The following is a 16,635-nucleotide window of genomic DNA, read 5'->3' as shown; positions in this document are numbered from 1 at the left end:
AGAACAACATGCTTACCTCAACAAAAAATAAATTAATTGGTAAAACTGTTTCAGTCGAAGGAACAATTACTGAATCTATAAGTAACCCTATAGATTATCTATTAGGTAGTGGTGCTAGATTTGACGTTAAAAACGTCATGCTTCATTACAATGATGGTATCCAACACTTAAATTCAATACAAGTAGTGATTAAAAACGAATTACCTAATTTTAAGCTCACACACCAAAAAGTAAAATTTAGTGGTATATTTTCCATTAATGGAGGTGTTGTTAATATAACAGATATTAATAAAATTCATTTTGTTAGTAACCCTATCGACATAATTAAACCCACTGTAGATCTCTTTACTGAATTCTATAATAACGAGTTAAAATTAGATCCTTTAATGGTTAATGCAACTAAATTTCGACAAAGTAATAGTAACTTTTCTATTAAAGATTTTTCATTTAAGAACCTATTAACTGATATATTTTATATTTTTTCAAATAAGAAAAATATCACTCCTAATACCACAGATGCATTAAAAGACTTACTCGACTTAATGAAATTAGATATAAGAGAGATAGATTTCTTTAAAACACTTTCATCCGCTCAATATAATCTAACTCAATCAGATATTAATTATATATCCATACTAAAAGGGCACGATAATCTTTATACTTCAGAACCAAACAAACCGTTAGACTTAAAAAATGACTCAGAAATAATACTTAATAAGTTAAATAATATCGATTTATCAGAGTTTAACTTACCTAAATTGGATGAATTAAAAAATTACATAACCAATTTATTATCAACCACCACTCAATTTAACGAGAGAAATAAACTTAATTATAAAAAACAATCACTAATTGATTTTATAAAAAATGTATCTCTAGATACTGCTACAGACAATGAAATAAATAAATTAAATACAATGATAGACTTAATCAAGGATAAATAAAAACGTTATGAGAACAATTAGGAGTTTAAATATTTACTCCAAAAGAAAAGATAATAGAATATTAAAAATATCTGAATTTGGTAAATATGTAGGTCTCATCTCAGAAGAGCAAGATAAATTATTTACAGATAATTTCATCACAGCTTCAACCTCTTCTACAGAATATATAGCCATTAGTATACATGCCGATAATATTAAGACACAAAAGGATTTGTTTTGCCCTATCTGTGGTCAACGAGTTTATACAAGACTAGGTAATAAAAATAAACATAGTTTTTCTCATTTTCCAGATGAATCATGTAGAGAAGACGAAACTGATAAGAAAGATACTCAAAATTTTAAAGTTAACAATGATGATTCCGGTGACAAAAATAAATCAAAATTAGATAAGCTACAAAAATTTAGATACAAAGTATCGGGACAAGGATTAGCTAATGCAATAACACAAATAAGAAATAATAAAATAAAAGGACAGGCTAATATAATAATGCAAAAAAAAGATAATGAAAATGAGATTAATATTACTTCAATATTTAATAATATCAATATTGAAAATATTGAAAATTTGGATACTTTTATTAAAAACTTAGAAGACTTAGTATCAAATATCACTAAAAAACAAGAAACTATTCATAAAGTTGTTGATAACTACACAGATGAAGAACTATTAAAAAATGGATTTGGTCCCAATTTTAAAGAATTACTCACCGTATCCGGTGCATTGAAAATATTAAATATAAATAATAAGTAAGATTAATTTTAACGTGCAATACTGATCCACGTTAAAAGCTGTATTTTAAGGAGTTATAGTATGAATACCACCCCTTGGTTCAAGAAGAAGCCTGTTATTTTTTCTTCAATCGCCATTATTTTAATTGCCATTATCGGATTGATCGTATATTTTACAACTCAAAATAATGAGGATAAGACTTATGACAATCAATTCATGTCTAGCCTTAGCAAAGGACTAGAACGTCGTTGGAATATCGCAGATTCAACGCCTGATGATGAATACGGTAAAGCCGAATACAAAAAATCAGTTAATGCTGAATTAGATGTCATAGAACAATACCAGGATAAAAAGTTTGAAGACTCTAAGTTAAAAGAACAAGCAGTCGCTTATATAAACGTTCTTAAAGATTCTAAATCAACTTTAGATTCTTATGGATCTGACGAATTCACTGATGATTGGGAAGCTCAATACGATAAGCGTACTGGTATCCTTGTAAAAATAAATAATATTAAAAAGATTACTGTTTCAAAGAAATATCAAGATAATCTTGATGAAATTCTAGGTTCTGGTCACGCTGCCAACAAAAATGACACATTTAAGACCAACTTAGATAACATGTTTAAGTCAATTGATTTCAAGGCTCAACCTGATGAATTTTATGAGGAAGGTGACTACCTTGACTACACCGCTACACTTAAGAACACTACTGGCGAAAATATTGAAAATTTCACAGCAGACATTAAGCTAAAAGACGATAACGGAACAGTTGTAGATACTGATTATATTGATGCCGATTCTTGGAATAAAGATGAGTCAGTAAATTTTGAATTCTCAACAGATAAGCACTTCTCTTCTTATGAAGTAAAAATTACAAATGCTGATATTGCAAAATAAGAAATCTCCCGCTCCTGCGGGATACATACGTGCTAGAATATCCACGTTAAACTGTTTAACAAGGAAAAAACATGAAATTAGATCCACCCTACATAATGTTAGTTACTGCTTTATTAATATTTTCCTGCGTATTTTCTTTTAATATATTGATTAATATTTATGAAGAATATTTAAAAAAAATCAAAATAAACATTCAAAGAACAATGAAAATAATTCATATTAAAAAAATATTATTTTTAATAAATACTAGAATGATATTTAATAACTCATTTATCTCGCATTTTGTACTATGGATTATCATCATTTTTATTCCTGCTATAGTATTTATAGCATCATCATCATGGATGACTAATTCAAGTCAAGATATTTTTACTGATAAAAATAATAATACATATTTAAAGATAGTGAATATTAAAAAAAATACTAATATGTATGAAGATTTCGATAAGATGGATGACTCTGATCGTAATAAGTTTAATTCTAACAAATCAAGTTATCTTATTTCAGAGAAACAATGGAACAAGATAGAATACCGTCAAGATAATACAAAGTCAAAAACAATTAGAAATACACTAATTAAAAAATTTAATAGTAAACAGTTTCATGAGAAATTAGTAATCACTCATTTACCGATAAAAATCATCATTTGGACTACTTCATTCTTAATTACTTTTTCTATATTTCACTATAGATATAGTTCATATGGTTGGTATTCAATAATGATTTATATTTCCAGATATATAACTACCATACCAATTATTATTGTATTTATCCCTAAAACATTATTATATTTATTCCCAAATGCTGAAATTATATTCAATAATGAAAATTTATTTTCTAATAATATTGGTACTACAAGTCTTTTGTTATTACTTTACTTTACCTCATTTCTCATCACAACCTTTGATGCCATTTTAAGTAGTAAATAGAAATTAAACATTCCTTGACCTGCAAGTCATAAAACTGTCCCGGACCTTTAGCTCAGTTGGTTAGAGCAAACGGCTCATAACCGTTCGGTCGTCAGTTCGAGTCTGACAAGGTCCATTTGTAGTGTAAAATACATTACTTGAAAACTATCACTTAACATTAAACTGCAATGCTGTCAAATGTATGAATTTAAACCCCTCGATTTCGAGGGGTTTAAAAAAAGGAGGTTAGTTGAAATGTCAAAAATTAATCACGAAACTATATCACCAGATGGATTGGAAATTAATATTTTTAATACAGATGGAAGAACGGATTTCATTAGCCTTACTGATATAGCTAAGTATAAAAATTCTACTGAATCTAACGCAATCATTCAAAATTGGATACGTTCTAGAAGCACCTTGGAATTTTTATCATTATGGGAATCGATGAATAACGAAAATTTTAATCAAGAAGCAGCTGATGAATTCATTAACGCTTCAGGCGCAAACGCTTTTGTCATGTCACCTAAGAAATGGACATCTTCTACAAATGCGATTGGTATATCTAGTAAATCCGGTCGCGGTGGCGGAACATTTGCACAGTCAGATATAGCTTTCAATTTTGCATCTTGGATTTCACCGGCGTTTCAACTCTATGTAATAAAAGACTATCAACGACTTAAAGAGGACGAAAGTAACAAATTAAGTCTGGATTGGAATTTGAAAAGAAGCCTATCAAAAGTTAATTATAAATTTCATACTAATGCAATTAAGGACCATCTAATAGCCGAAACATCAGCCAAAACTATTCAAGGATATACTTATGCTAACGAAGCCGATCGTCTAAACATGATTGTCTTCGGAACCACTGCTTCAGAATGGCGAAAAAGTAATAAAAAGAAAAAAGGAAACATCAGAGATAATGCTGATATTAATCAACTGTTGATTCTTTCAAATCTAGAAAGTTTTAATGCTCAATTGATTAGTGACGGTGTAGATGATGATACTAGAACAAAAAAATTAATCAAAATGGCTCGTACTCAATCTATTGGCATAGAGAGTCAAAAATTAATTAAATAAAAAACGCACATCCCCTACCGACCAAAGTAAACGGGATATGCGTAAAACTGAAAATCACTATTACTAGCTCTTTCAGGTATTTATTATACCAGACCTGAGCATGTCTTTAAACTGCTTTACTCATAACCTATTTTGAGTCGGGAAACCCAAAAAAAGGAGATTTACTATGAGTATTAAAAAACAATCTGATGGCACATATAGCGTAAGAGTTTCTTTCACAGATAACTTAGGTAAGCGTCGTGAGAAAAATAAAAAAGGTATCAAGTCCTCCACTATTGCCAAGAAGTGGGAACGAGATATCTTAAATAAAATTGATGCAGGTGACTTTGACGAATTCAGTACCGATATGACCTTGAATTTAGCTTTTGATTTGTGGCTTAAAACATACTCAACCAAAGTTGCCCCATCTACTTATCGTAAAACAGAGCAATTTATTAACATTCATATCTTAACACATGAATGGTTTGATAAAGTAAAAGTAGATGATATATCTTCAGTCATGTTACAAAGATATATAAATGAGTTAAGCACTAAAATATTCACGTATAAACAGAATTTATCTTCGTTTAAGCACGTCATGAATATGTTAGTATCATTGGAAGTTATTAAGGTAAATCCATTTAATAAAGTAACATTTCCTAAACCGGTCCAACCTAAAGTCTATACAGATAGAGTCGATTATTACACTAAGGATCAACTAAAAATATTTTTAGAAACTACTAGAAATATTTATCAAGATTCTAAGTATTATGTTTACGCCTTTTTTAGAATATTAGCTTTTTCTGGTTTGCGTAAAGGTGAAGCTTTAGCCCTAGAATGGACTGATATAGATTTCTCTAATAATACAATCAACATAAATAAGGCTCTGTCACTCGATAAAATGGGTAATACGATTTTAAGCACTCCAAAAACAAAAGCGGGTATTCGTACAATACGAGTTGATTCAACCACTATATCGATACTGAAACACTATCAAGCAATCCAATCTACATTAATTTTAAAACGTGGTTTAAAGTCTACAGGTTTCATTTTTACGGACACTACTATGAAAAGCTATCTTAAGGCTAGACAACCACGTAAATGGTGTGAAGCTATTGTTAAAGAAGCTGGGCTACCTAGAATTAAAATACACGGTTTTAGGCATACTTACGCTACACTTTCAATTCAAGCTGGAATGAACGTTAAACAACTACAATATCAACTTGGCCATGATGATATTCAGACAACACTTGGAGTATACACGTCCATCACAGAAGATATGAAAGAAACAACTGCTGATATTTTTACTAGCTTAGTGAACTTCTAAAAATACACACCTAAAATACACACTTTATTGATATTTGATGACGCTCAATGACGTTTATTGACATCAGTACAAAAAATAAACCCCATTGTACCAACGAGACATCGCGGTATAACGGGGTTTATTTAAGTTAATTAAACAAGTGGTGACCACTTCCAGTCAGTGAATTCTTCGATATCACGACCTTCGTTACGAGTAACTTCGAAGTGCTTTGCCAAGATAGCATCCATCTTCTCGAAGAAGACATCAGCCTTATCAGAAGCAACGACACCATTTTCAAGCAAGGCTGAAACAGCATCCTTGGCTTGGTGGAATCGATCCAATTCTGAGTAGACACGCATATCGTAAGTAGTAGTGATGTCACCATCTTCACGGTATCCGTGAACACGAAGTCCAAGGTGGGCACGTTCGTAGAAGAATGATTGGATCAAATCTTCATAACCGTGGAATCCAAAGACAACAGGTGTTCCTGACTCACCGAAGAACTTAGTAAATTCTTCATCAGTCAATGAACGTTCTGAGTTCATGGCACCGTTCTTGTTTTGCAAACGCATCAATTCAACAACGTTGACATAACGCATTGCAACTTCAGGGAAGGCAGCGTTAACAAGGTGCAAAGCAGCCAAAGTTTCGATTGTTGGTTCAACACCAGCAGATGCGAAGACGATGTCAGCCTTACCTTGTGGTGCAGTAGAAGCCCAGTCAACAACCATCAAACCTTCGTTAGCAAGAGTTTCAGCTTCAGCAACTGAGAACCATTGTTGACGAGGTTGCTTTGATGCAACCACGTGGTTAACCTTGTGACGTTCAGTGAAGGCACGGTCAAAGACGGCCAACAATGAATTACCATCAGCTGGCAAGTATTGACGGATAAAGTCTGCCTTCTTTTCGGCCAAGTGAGTCAACATACCAGGATCTTGGTGTGTGTAACCGTTGTGGTCTTGTTGGAAAACAGTTGATGTTGAAATCAAGTTCAATGATGGGTAATCATTACGCCATGATTGTTCTGAAGCATGACGCAACCACTTGAAGTGTTGAGTGATCATTGAATCTACGACACGCAAGAATGATTCGTATGATGCGAAGATTCCAACACGACCAGTCAATGTATAAGCTTCAAGCCAACCTTCAGCTTGGTGCTCTGAAAGTTGTGAATCAATGATTCGACCTTCAGGAGCTTGATGTTGGTCATAAGGTTCGTTGATTGGTTCCATCCATTGACGGTTCGTCATCTTGAACATGTCCCATAGACGATTTGACATCGTCTCATCAGGTCCAAAGACACGGAATGAAGTAGGGTTCATCTTAGCAACTTCAGCGAAGAAGCCTGACAAAACGTTCATGTCCATGTTACGGTTTCCGTCAGCTAATTCAGTTCCACGGTTTTCCGCAGTAATTTCGTTAGCGAACTTCTTCCAGTCTGGCAAGTCCAAGTTCTTTGGAGCTTCACCACGGTGACGTCCACCGTTAGTGATAGGGTTAGCAGCCATACGCTTGTCACCCTTAGGTGCCATTGCAGCTACTTCATCCTTCAAAGTTCCATCAGCATTGAACAATTCAGTTGGCTTGTATGAATTCATCCACTCTTCAAATTGTGGCAAAGTTGCCAACTTGTTTTGTGAAAGATTCAATGGAACTTGGTGCGCACGGAATGAACCTTCGATTGGTTCTCCAGCTTCGTTGTGCGTAGGTCCACCCCATCCCTTTGGCAAACGAGCGATGATTACTGGCCATGGGGCAACAGTTCCATCTTCATACTTACCATTTTCGCGGGCATCCTTTTGAATTGCTTGGATATCTTCGATGGCTTGGTCAAGAACCTTAGCAGCCATTTCGTGATACGCAGCGTAGTCATGAATATCATCGTTTTCAATGAAACGAGGTGAGTATCCAAGACCTTCAAAGAACTTGTTGATTTCTTCGTCTGACATGCGTGAGAACAAAGTTGGGTTTGAGATCTTGAATCCGTTCAAATCCAAGATAGGCAAAACCGCACCATCGTTCTTTGGGTTAACAAACTTAATTGAGTGCCATGCAGTCATTGCAGGACCAGTTTCAACTTCACCGTCACCAACAACAGCGAAAGCAATTTGGTCAGGATTGTCCAAGATTGCACCAGTTGCGTGTGACAATGAGTATCCAAGTTCTCCACCTTCGTGAAGTGATCCTGGAGTTTGAGCGGTCATGTGTGATCCAATTCCACCAGGGAATGAGAACTTCTTGAACAACTTTGACATACCCTCAATATCTTGAGTGATCTCAGGATAATTGTCAGTATAAGTTCCGTCCAAGTATGAGTTCGTAACCATCACTTGTCCACCGTGACCAGGTCCACCAACGTAGAACATGTTCAAGTTGTACTTGTTGATCAAACGATTTGCATGTGCATACAAGAAAGTTTGACCTGAGATAGTTCCCCAGTGCCCGATAGGCTTAACCTTAACATCATCAGCCACGATTGGTGTATCAGTAACTGAGAACAATGGGTTGCTCTTCAAAAAGATCATACCAGCTGAAAGATAGTTGGTAGCGCGCCACCAAGCATCAACTTTAGCAAGGTATTCTTGTGAATCAAAATCTACTGCCATTTTGATTAAATCTCCTTTATAGGTTTGAGAATTGTAATTCCAACTTAGGACCATCCCTAAGAATAAGTTCATGATAACATCAATTTAATTGTTTTTCAATCATTAATCGCAAATTGGACCGTTCCAATTTTAGCAATAAATTTGAATTGTTTTTCTGTTTTCAACCTGCTATGATACATAAAACCACTTTAAATTGATCCCGTGAGATCAATAAGGGCGTAAATCAAAGCAAATAAGTGGTCCCATAGTATCCTTTTTACTGCGGGACCTTTCTTTTTGCCTAATTCACCCAAAATAGGAAGTGGCTGATCTTCAAGGAGGAAATTATGCAAAAGTCTTTTGGTCAGGTTCATCCCATTCCCCCAGTTGCTCGTTATTCCAATAAATGGGATATGTTTGCGACTTGGGTTGGTGCGAACGCGAATAATGGAACTTGGTACATCGGTGGAGTGATTGCGGCCGCGGGGATGTATACTGCCTCAACGGCGTTAATCGTCGCTGGAGTTTTATCTTACGCTTTACTAGCAATTTCTAGCTTAATGGGGTATCACACTGGATTATCGGCCATGACCCTCACCCGCGCCTCCTTTGGAATTCGTGGTTCATTTCTCCCATCATTAATTAATATTGTCCAATTTATTGGCTGGGCAGCTGCTAATACTTTTATTGCGGCTATTTCCGTCTCAACCATTCTCCATACTATTTTAGGCTGGCCCAGCTACGGTCAGCCTGGTGGACAGTGGGGACTAATTGTTGGGATCATAATTATGTCCCTTTTACACTTAGCATCGATTTCACTGGGCGAAAAATCCGTCCGCTTAATTGAACGAATCGGAATCATCCTTGTCATCATCTTTGTCGTCTGGGAATCAATTATCGTCTTTCAGACCGTTTCACTCCATGCTATCTTTGCTTGGCAGCCGCCAAAACATCTTCAAATTAGTTCAGGAGCTGCCATTGATATCTTAGCAGCCTTCAATTTAGCTTGGGTCACAGCAGGATCTGATTTTTCACGATTTAGTAAATCAAAACAAGGCGCAACTTCAATGGCCTTTCTGGGAGCCAACTTGGGCCTATTCTGGTTTGCCTTTATTGGTTTAACCGCTACAATTGCAACGGCAATCGCCCTTAATAATTATGATCCCAATTATTCCGACCCTTCAACCATTGCCATGCGCTTGGGACTTGGAACTTTGGCTCTAATCGTGATCATGATTACCTCAACCACGGCTAATGCAGTTAATTTAATGGCTGCAGGTTCGGCTCTTACCAACATTTGGCATCAATTAAGTTTGAAAGTGGCGCTTTGGATCGTTACCATCACTGCCACTTTAGTCTCATTCATTCCACTTTTCGTAGCCAGTTTTTTGACTGATTTCATCACCTTTTTAGATCTCATCGGGATGGTACTTGGTCCTGAGATTGCAATCTTTCTAGTTGACTACTTCTTAATTCGTCGAGGAAATTATCAAATGACCGAGTTCACTAAGGTTGATGGTCAATTTTGGTATAACGGCGGAATCAATTGGCGTGCCATTGGGGCTTGGATCTTCGGTCTACTTACCTATTGGGGGCTCGGTTACGTTGCCTTCATCAAGGAATCGATTGGCGCAACCTTTGTAGCTATGCTTCTAACTGCACTTGTCTATCTCATCCTGGCATTACCTCACCGAAATAAGGTTAGCCAGTAATCCTTCTTAATTAAAAAGTCTCCGCATTAGTTTAACTAATGCGAAGACTTTTTTGATTCAATGCTTATTCGCCATCCATTGAAATAAACGAATTGTAGTGCATGTATTTATAATGGACTCGCATCATCCCATACTCAAACGGCGTTCCATCATCCAGAAAATAAATTCCCGACATGATCCCAACTGGTTCATTGACATTTAGATCTAACATTTGTTGATCAAATTCATTTGAAGGCTCCACGGTCACTGTCACAAACGACTTTGAGACTGATTTTTTAGTCGCTTTTTCAGCATAATGAAACATCGAATATTGAAAATCATCTTTGGTGGCTAGCGGAATTAATTTAACTGGAATTAGGGCATTTTCAATCATAAAATATGTATTATCAAGTGTCCTTAATCGTTGAACTTCCCAAACTTCCTCCCCTGGTTCAAGGAATAACGCTTGGCGAGTTTCTTCGTCGGCTTCATGTACCTTTGCAGATAATAAATGAATCGCAGGGGTCTCACCATGATGGCGGAATGAATCTGAAACTCCAAGATTTGATCCAACTGAACGAAACATGGACTTATTTTTTAAATACAAAGGATTCACAAATGTACCTGAGCCACGTTTTTTAAAAATAATTCCCTGTCCTACTAACCCACTCACTGCACGTTTAATCGAACTACGGGAAACTTCATACTCTAACGCTAAAGAGCGCTCATCTGGCAATTTTAAAGCTGGAAACTGTTCTGTATCGATTCTCTTCTGTAAATCTGCCATAATGCGCACATAGATCGCTTCTTGCGTCATTTTGTTGTGTCTCCTCGTTATCTTTAATAATTAAATTCTAACATAAAAGTGGTTGGACCAAAACCGTTTGGTCCAACCACTTTTTTAAATTATCGTTTATGTAGTAGACGCGTAAGCAGTGCTGAAACAAATACAATTAAAGCAGCCACATAAAAAGCTGTTTGAATTCCACTCAATTCTGCTAACCGATAACTAACTCCTTGATGTCGTTGACCTAGACTTACTAAACTATATAGGGTAATCAAGGCAGCGGTTCCAAAGGAAGCCGAAACTTGTCGAACCGTGGTAAAGGCTGCTGAAGCATCGGGCATTAATGCCAGCGGCACCGCATTAAAGGCCTCGGTTTGAATTGGCATAGTGACCAAAACAAGACCGATTTGTCGAATCAATTGTCCAATGACTGGCACCCACAATGGAGTATGCATCCCCAAATTCGCTAATAACAACGTTCCAAATAACGTAATGGTTAATCCAATTGGTGCGAGAATTTTCGCACCATAACGATCATATAATTTCCCCGAAGTGGGCGATAAGAAGGCCGTTACAATTGCTCCGGGCATCAAAACCATTCCCGAAATCATCGCTGATTGTCCGCGTACAGATTGTAGATAAAGTGGCAACATCAAAGCACCACCATATAATGCTGTCATCAGCACCACGTTAATAATTACAGCCACCCAAAAATTATGGTATGAAAATACTCGTAAGTTTAAAAGTGGAACCTTGGTATGTGTTTGCTGGTAGACAAATGCTCCCGTCGTCAATATCCCCACTAACCCATAGGCCCAAACATTCGGACTGGTCCAATTTCCGGTGCCCGCATTTGAAAATCCATATAATAGTGTCCCTAACCCAATCGATGATAAGACAACACCTGTAAAATCGAATTTCAGAAACTTCTGTTCACCTACATTTGTCAGACGCACTAATGCAAACAATAAATCAATGACCATTAAGGGCGCTAATCCTAAGAAAAGCCAACGCCAAGAGGCAAATGAAACAATTGTTCCCGAGAGAGTTGGACCAATGGTAGGTGCAAAATTCAATGCTAGACCAATCATCCCCATCGCGGCGCCACGCCGATCGCTAGAGAACAGGTTCATGACCACCACATTCATTAGTGGACCAAACACACCGCCACCCATTGCTTGCACCATTCTACCTAAAATTAGAATCCCGTAATTAGGGGCAAGTCCGGCAATGATTGTCCCAACCGTAAACATAAACATCGCTGTCAAGTAGAGCTGCCGGGTTTTAAATCGTTGAATCAAAAAAGCTGTCAACGGAACCATCACACCATTCACTAACATATATCCATTTGTCATCCACTGTCCCAGTGATGTGTCGATATTAAATTCACGCATGATGCTAGGCAGGGCTGTGTTCATCAAAGTTTGATTCAAAAAACTCAGGAACACACCCGCCATCAGTATGTACAACGCCCCGCGTTGACGTTTGGTTAATTCTTGCATAATCATCCTTTCCTTAAAAATGGGCTAAGCTTTCAGACGAGCTAAGCCTGCTACTAAAATTCTAATCAAAAAACTCAATCCCATTAGAATGGCAAAAAAATACACAACTTGTTTGGCGCCAAATTGCCAATATTGAACTCCCGTAATTTTAAAAAAATACGCACAGCTTAAACTAAAGAACGTTAATAATCCCAAATATAACCACATCCCCGTTTGGGCTCCTGCCCAATCAGCTGCACTCAAATCAATGCCGCAAAATAAAGTGAAGCATAGATAGGCCCAGACAACTCCGTGCACTATCGATGGTGCTCCCGTTGGGGACGTAGTCAACAAGCTGGGCCACAACCAGTATGTGACTAAATACATACTCAGACTAATCCCAAAAATCGGGGCAATGCCAATAAAAAAATTACCTAATTTTTGATACCAATTATGAGGATCATATGTATGCTCAACATACCCCAGTGTCCCCCTAGCATCCGCTGGTTGTAGGAACGAAATAGACTGAATCTGATGGCCAAAGAGAACTGCAATAACAGCATGTGACAGTTCATGCACAATAATACCTAACCAAGCCCACCAAATTTTTTGACCGAATCGATTACTACTAATGGCCATGTTATGCGAAATCATCCAACTGGCACCAACCGGGATTAAAAAGTTAATTCCTACAACTAAAGCCCATAACCCTAAAACTGGGTGTGCCAACATTATTTCTTGCCACATCGCGCTTGATTCCTTTCTCAATGACTTGAAGGGTCAGATGCATCTTTAGCAAAAGTTAATTGACCACTCACATTATCGAGGACTCCTTGGAATAACTCTTTTACCATAAACCGATCTGATTTTAAACCAACCGGCAACCTAAGATCTGTAAATTTCAATGGCTCAAAACCCAATTTTTCTAACTGCCCAAAATTACTTTCCGCCACCATCAGAACTGCCGGTGTCGAAGTTATAAGGGCCTCTTCCAATCTGATTAAGAATTGTTCAAGGAGTCCATGAGCCCGTTCCACACCACTAAACGTTAAATCCAAAAGATTGCCCACGATCCATCCATCAGATTCATCATCAGACATTAAGACGCCCAATTCCACCGTAGCATGTCCACAAATAGTTCCCTCAACTGTCGCCACTATTTCAAGATTATTATACTTCCGAATACGGCTTTTTCGAGCATTTTTAATTCGCTTTAATAAGATTTTTAAATCATCTGGGCGCTGATCTCGCAACATATCTTCAATTTGTGCATCATCAGTTGGCTGGACAATTCGATACTCCCAAGGTACCAATTGATCAACCGGATTTAGATTTAAACGATCCAAGATATACCCATGCGCTTCCAAATAATTCATCATGGTTTTATCTTGGCTTTTTAACACATCTGAACGCTTTGGCATCCGCAGCAAGGCGTCTAATGTGCCAATTGTATACGTAGCAGGCATTACTTGATAATTGGGATTTTGATGTTTATGTAGATCCAACATATCGTTAAGTTGAAAACCTGTGTATGCCTCAAATTCAGAATAACTCAATAAATCCAAACTAATCACATCGTCAGAGAAAAGCATTTGATTCTCATCAACACCAGGTTTAAACGCTAAACGTTGCATGATCTCTGTGATATTTTGCGTATTATTCATCATTTTATCTGCAAGCACTAACGGAATCATCTTGGCATCAAAATCCAAATTGGCCAATAATTCAACGGAAGCCGTTCCAACCACGATTGGCTCAATTTTATACTGATTTAATTCCGCCACGATAGTTTTAAAGTGCTGATATTGTTGATGATTCATTAACCCACCTCCATCTTTATTTAACTTACTTTTTTCTTGAATTACATATTTTTTTGGTTATAGAGATATATGTGACAAATATTTAGATAAAATTCCAATCGCCACCGCTTAATCCAAAAACAAAAGGCCGGGACAAAATGTTCCAGACCTCTTAATAACAAATTCAATGCATTTTTATGATAAAAATCAAGACTTTCCTTGATTATCTGTAACCTAACCAGTAATAATCAAACTTTTTCTCTATTTTACACCTTTTAAAATAAAAATCTATTTTTCTATAATTGAACGCGCCTTTGTTGATCGTAAAATGTATAAATGAATGAGCTTCCATTTGGCATCGGCTGCGTTCCTTGAATCGAATAAGGTGCCAAGCGATAATCCAAAAGAGCAACACTCCAAATTTTTTGAGCTTGGTGGGTATTATTTTTCAATTCAATCCGATAATGACCGGCCGCTAAAGGCTTTGAATTGACCATAAAGGTTCCCTTTGGTGTAGTCACATACTGCAAAGGATAGTTTCGATCATCATCTAACCTTACTAAATGCGCCGAAACTTGTGATCCCAGTGGGACTTGCAGAGTAAACTGGCTAATTTTAGTACCCACGCGAACTTGTTGTGTCAAGCTGTGACCTGGCAATAATAAAGTTGGCTGAGCATGATATTGCTTAGAAAGTTGACTGCGCTGGGCAATCGTTACCACTTCCTCGCTTTTACGCGTGCCCAATCCTGCCGTCAGCGCCATTCCTACGATAAAAATAGGTAGCCCCCACCAAAAAATTTTGCGTAACCGCGGTTTCTGTAAACTCAAACTTTGATTTAAATATTCATGATTATGCCAAATAATATAAAACAACAAAGGAATTAACACTAATCCATAGCGTGCCTCGGTTTCCCAGATTAAGGTATGTAATGCCACATACCCTAATAAACTCAGATTAACGAAGCCCAGCTGATCGCCCGGACGACCAAACTTTATATTTTTAAAAGCTTGAATTGTTGAAAGCAACGCCAAACTATACAGACTTCCCCATAAAATACGCTGTACTAAGCCAATGTATTGAGCGAAGGCAGCTTGATTTTTCTGCTGCCAATCTGGCGCCATAGTATGCCCTCCCGTGTAAGCCGTTGGTAGAGGCTGGCTCGACAACAAAATCGCCATCTTAATAAATGAATGTTCCACAAAACCGATCAATGAATAAGTTTTTAAGCGTTCTGGAATCTTGTGATTTAAGGCTTGCTGGCGAGCATCCTTATTTTCTAGTTTTAATAGGCTGTGTACATCATCCCCTGCATAAATACCGTGTTGCCTTGAATTTAATCCCATATAAATCCATGAACCAGTCGGTAACTCATACTTGGCATTTTGTTGATAGTTAGCCGAATTTAAAATCAAAGGTTTAATTGGTAATGTCAACGTAAACCCAATAGTTAGTAGAACGATCGGAACCATAACCTCTTTTTTGAAAATTTCACGATGCCAGATTAAGTTCCACAAAGCCCATAAAAGACCAGCAATCAGAAGAATAATTAAATTTGGTTTAACCAACTGGCCTATTACGACTAAAATAATCAACAATAATCCATTGACATAGCGTTGTGACTTAGGGTGCCTAGACCAGTCTAAAACTAAATAAACAATCCAAGTCAAACATAATAACACGACTGAATCGGTATAGAAAACTTTAATCATATAGGTATATGACAGAGGCAATAAAGCAAAGAAGGATACAATTCCAATCTGCACAACCGGCAGATTATTCGTTTTTTTACGTGCAATAGACAGAATCGAAGCAATGAACCCATCAAAAAATAAGATTGATAAGCCCTGCAAAGTTAATTGGGTTGAAACACCGAATAAATGAGTGAGCTTGAGTACCCATGAAAGTAGAATTGCAATTACCGCATTGTTGGGATAACGCCAAAAATATGACGTATCTGACCAATCGGAATGCTGCAATGCTAGTTGTTCAGCTTGATAATATACCCGGAATGGATCATGGTAAACTGAGCTTGGTAAAAACTTCAAAACTAAAATTTGTCCCACTACCATCAAGGCAAAAACACCTACAACCATGCATTTAATTGTCTTGGGCTTCAAATGGTTGAGCTTAGGTCCGAAATACAGCCAACCTATGGTCAATAAAATCACTCCCAGCAAAACCAATAATGAAAAAGGAGCCACCAGACTGGCAATTACCCCCACTCCTAGTACCAAAATGGTAATTCCTAAAATCATTTTTTGTAAAAACTTTGACATTATCATCCCCAACTCATCATTATTTATATTTAATTATGCTTTTTTAGCTAATTATAATGTAAAACGTTATACAGTCTATCATATCATCATCTGGGATAGAGATTATGCTACATTTTTCACACTGAATAAAGTCGCAATTGATAAATTATCCAACCTCATCATCATAAAA

At 36.8% G+C, this 16,635-nt stretch carries 13 protein-coding genes and 1 tRNA gene; 8 read left to right on the top strand and 6 right to left on the bottom strand.

All coding sequences use genetic code 11. The annotated features are described in order from the left end of the window. Nucleotides 1-8: 8 nt before the first annotated feature. The 7 genes from G7084_RS01275 (at nucleotide 9) to G7084_RS01245 (ending at nucleotide 5,865) form a co-directional block, all read left to right on the top strand. Nucleotides 9-944, top strand: coding sequence for a hypothetical protein (locus G7084_RS01275; protein ID WP_166009309.1), 936 nt, complete (start codon nucleotides 9-11; stop codon nucleotides 942-944). Nucleotides 945-951: 7 nt separating this feature from the next. After that, nucleotides 952-1,695 carry a competence protein CoiA family protein gene (locus tag G7084_RS01270; RefSeq protein ID WP_166009307.1) on the top strand — a complete coding sequence of 248 codons (744 nt, stop codon included), beginning with the start codon at nucleotides 952-954 and terminating at the stop codon, nucleotides 1,693-1,695. Between the two features lie 60 nt (nucleotides 1,696-1,755). Continuing rightward, a complete protein-coding gene (locus G7084_RS01265) occupies nucleotides 1,756-2,571 on the top strand; it encodes an FxLYD domain-containing protein (RefSeq protein ID WP_166009306.1) in 816 nt (271 codons plus the stop codon). 71 nt (nucleotides 2,572-2,642) lie between these two features. Then, nucleotides 2,643-3,500 carry a hypothetical protein gene (locus G7084_RS01260; protein WP_166009304.1) on the top strand — a complete coding sequence of 286 codons (858 nt, stop codon included), beginning with the start codon at nucleotides 2,643-2,645 and terminating at the stop codon, nucleotides 3,498-3,500. A gap of 41 nt (nucleotides 3,501-3,541) precedes the next feature. Continuing rightward, nucleotides 3,542-3,615, top strand: a tRNA-Ile gene (locus G7084_RS01255). Nucleotides 3,616-3,734: 119 nt separating this feature from the next. After that, nucleotides 3,735-4,559 (top strand): KilA-N domain-containing protein, encoded by an 825-nt coding sequence (locus G7084_RS01250; protein ID WP_166009302.1) that lies wholly within the window; start codon nucleotides 3,735-3,737, stop codon nucleotides 4,557-4,559. 166 nt (nucleotides 4,560-4,725) lie between these two features. Next, a complete protein-coding gene (locus tag G7084_RS01245; RefSeq protein WP_166009300.1) occupies nucleotides 4,726-5,865 on the top strand; it encodes a tyrosine-type recombinase/integrase in 1,140 nt (379 codons plus the stop codon). A 131-nt stretch (nucleotides 5,866-5,996) separates the two neighbouring features. On the opposite strand, the gene G7084_RS01240 is transcribed toward G7084_RS01245, so the two are convergent. Next, nucleotides 5,997-8,450, bottom strand: a complete 2,454-nt coding sequence (locus G7084_RS01240; protein ID WP_166009298.1) for a phosphoketolase family protein — start codon at nucleotides 8,448-8,450, stop codon at nucleotides 5,997-5,999. Between the two features lie 326 nt (nucleotides 8,451-8,776). Here G7084_RS01240 and G7084_RS01235 point away from each other — a divergent pair, with 326 nt between their 5' ends. Further along, on the top strand, nucleotides 8,777-10,141 hold the full coding sequence (locus tag G7084_RS01235; RefSeq protein WP_166009296.1) for a cytosine permease: 1,365 nt from the start codon (nucleotides 8,777-8,779) through the stop codon (nucleotides 10,139-10,141). 64 nt (nucleotides 10,142-10,205) lie between these two features. On the opposite strand, the gene G7084_RS01230 is transcribed toward G7084_RS01235, so the two are convergent. The 5 genes from G7084_RS01230 to G7084_RS01210 form a co-directional block, all read right to left on the bottom strand. Beyond that, complete coding sequence (locus G7084_RS01230; protein WP_166009294.1) at nucleotides 10,206-10,937, bottom strand: GntR family transcriptional regulator; 732 nt, start codon at nucleotides 10,935-10,937, stop codon at nucleotides 10,206-10,208. An 89-nt stretch (nucleotides 10,938-11,026) separates the two neighbouring features. Further along, complete coding sequence (locus G7084_RS01225; RefSeq protein ID WP_166009292.1) at nucleotides 11,027-12,409, bottom strand: MDR family MFS transporter; 1,383 nt, start codon at nucleotides 12,407-12,409, stop codon at nucleotides 11,027-11,029. A 24-nt stretch (nucleotides 12,410-12,433) separates the two neighbouring features. Further along, on the bottom strand, nucleotides 12,434-13,135 hold the full coding sequence (locus G7084_RS01220; RefSeq protein WP_166009290.1) for a hypothetical protein: 702 nt from the start codon (nucleotides 13,133-13,135) through the stop codon (nucleotides 12,434-12,436). A gap of 17 nt (nucleotides 13,136-13,152) precedes the next feature. Next, nucleotides 13,153-14,208 (bottom strand): hypothetical protein, encoded by a 1,056-nt coding sequence (locus G7084_RS01215; protein WP_166009288.1) that lies wholly within the window; start codon nucleotides 14,206-14,208, stop codon nucleotides 13,153-13,155. Nucleotides 14,209-14,483: 275 nt separating this feature from the next. Continuing rightward, entirely contained in the window at nucleotides 14,484-16,466 is a 1,983-nt protein-coding gene (locus G7084_RS01210; RefSeq protein ID WP_166009286.1) for a hypothetical protein, read from the bottom strand. Nucleotides 16,467-16,635: the final 169 nt, after the last annotated feature.

The sequence above is a fragment of the Weissella coleopterorum genome (assembly GCF_011304355.1).
Lineage (GTDB): Bacteria > Bacillota > Bacilli > Lactobacillales > Lactobacillaceae > Weissella > Weissella coleopterorum.
The sequence above is the reverse complement of the archived record's forward strand: the minus strand, read 5'-3'. Positions and strand labels throughout refer to the sequence as shown.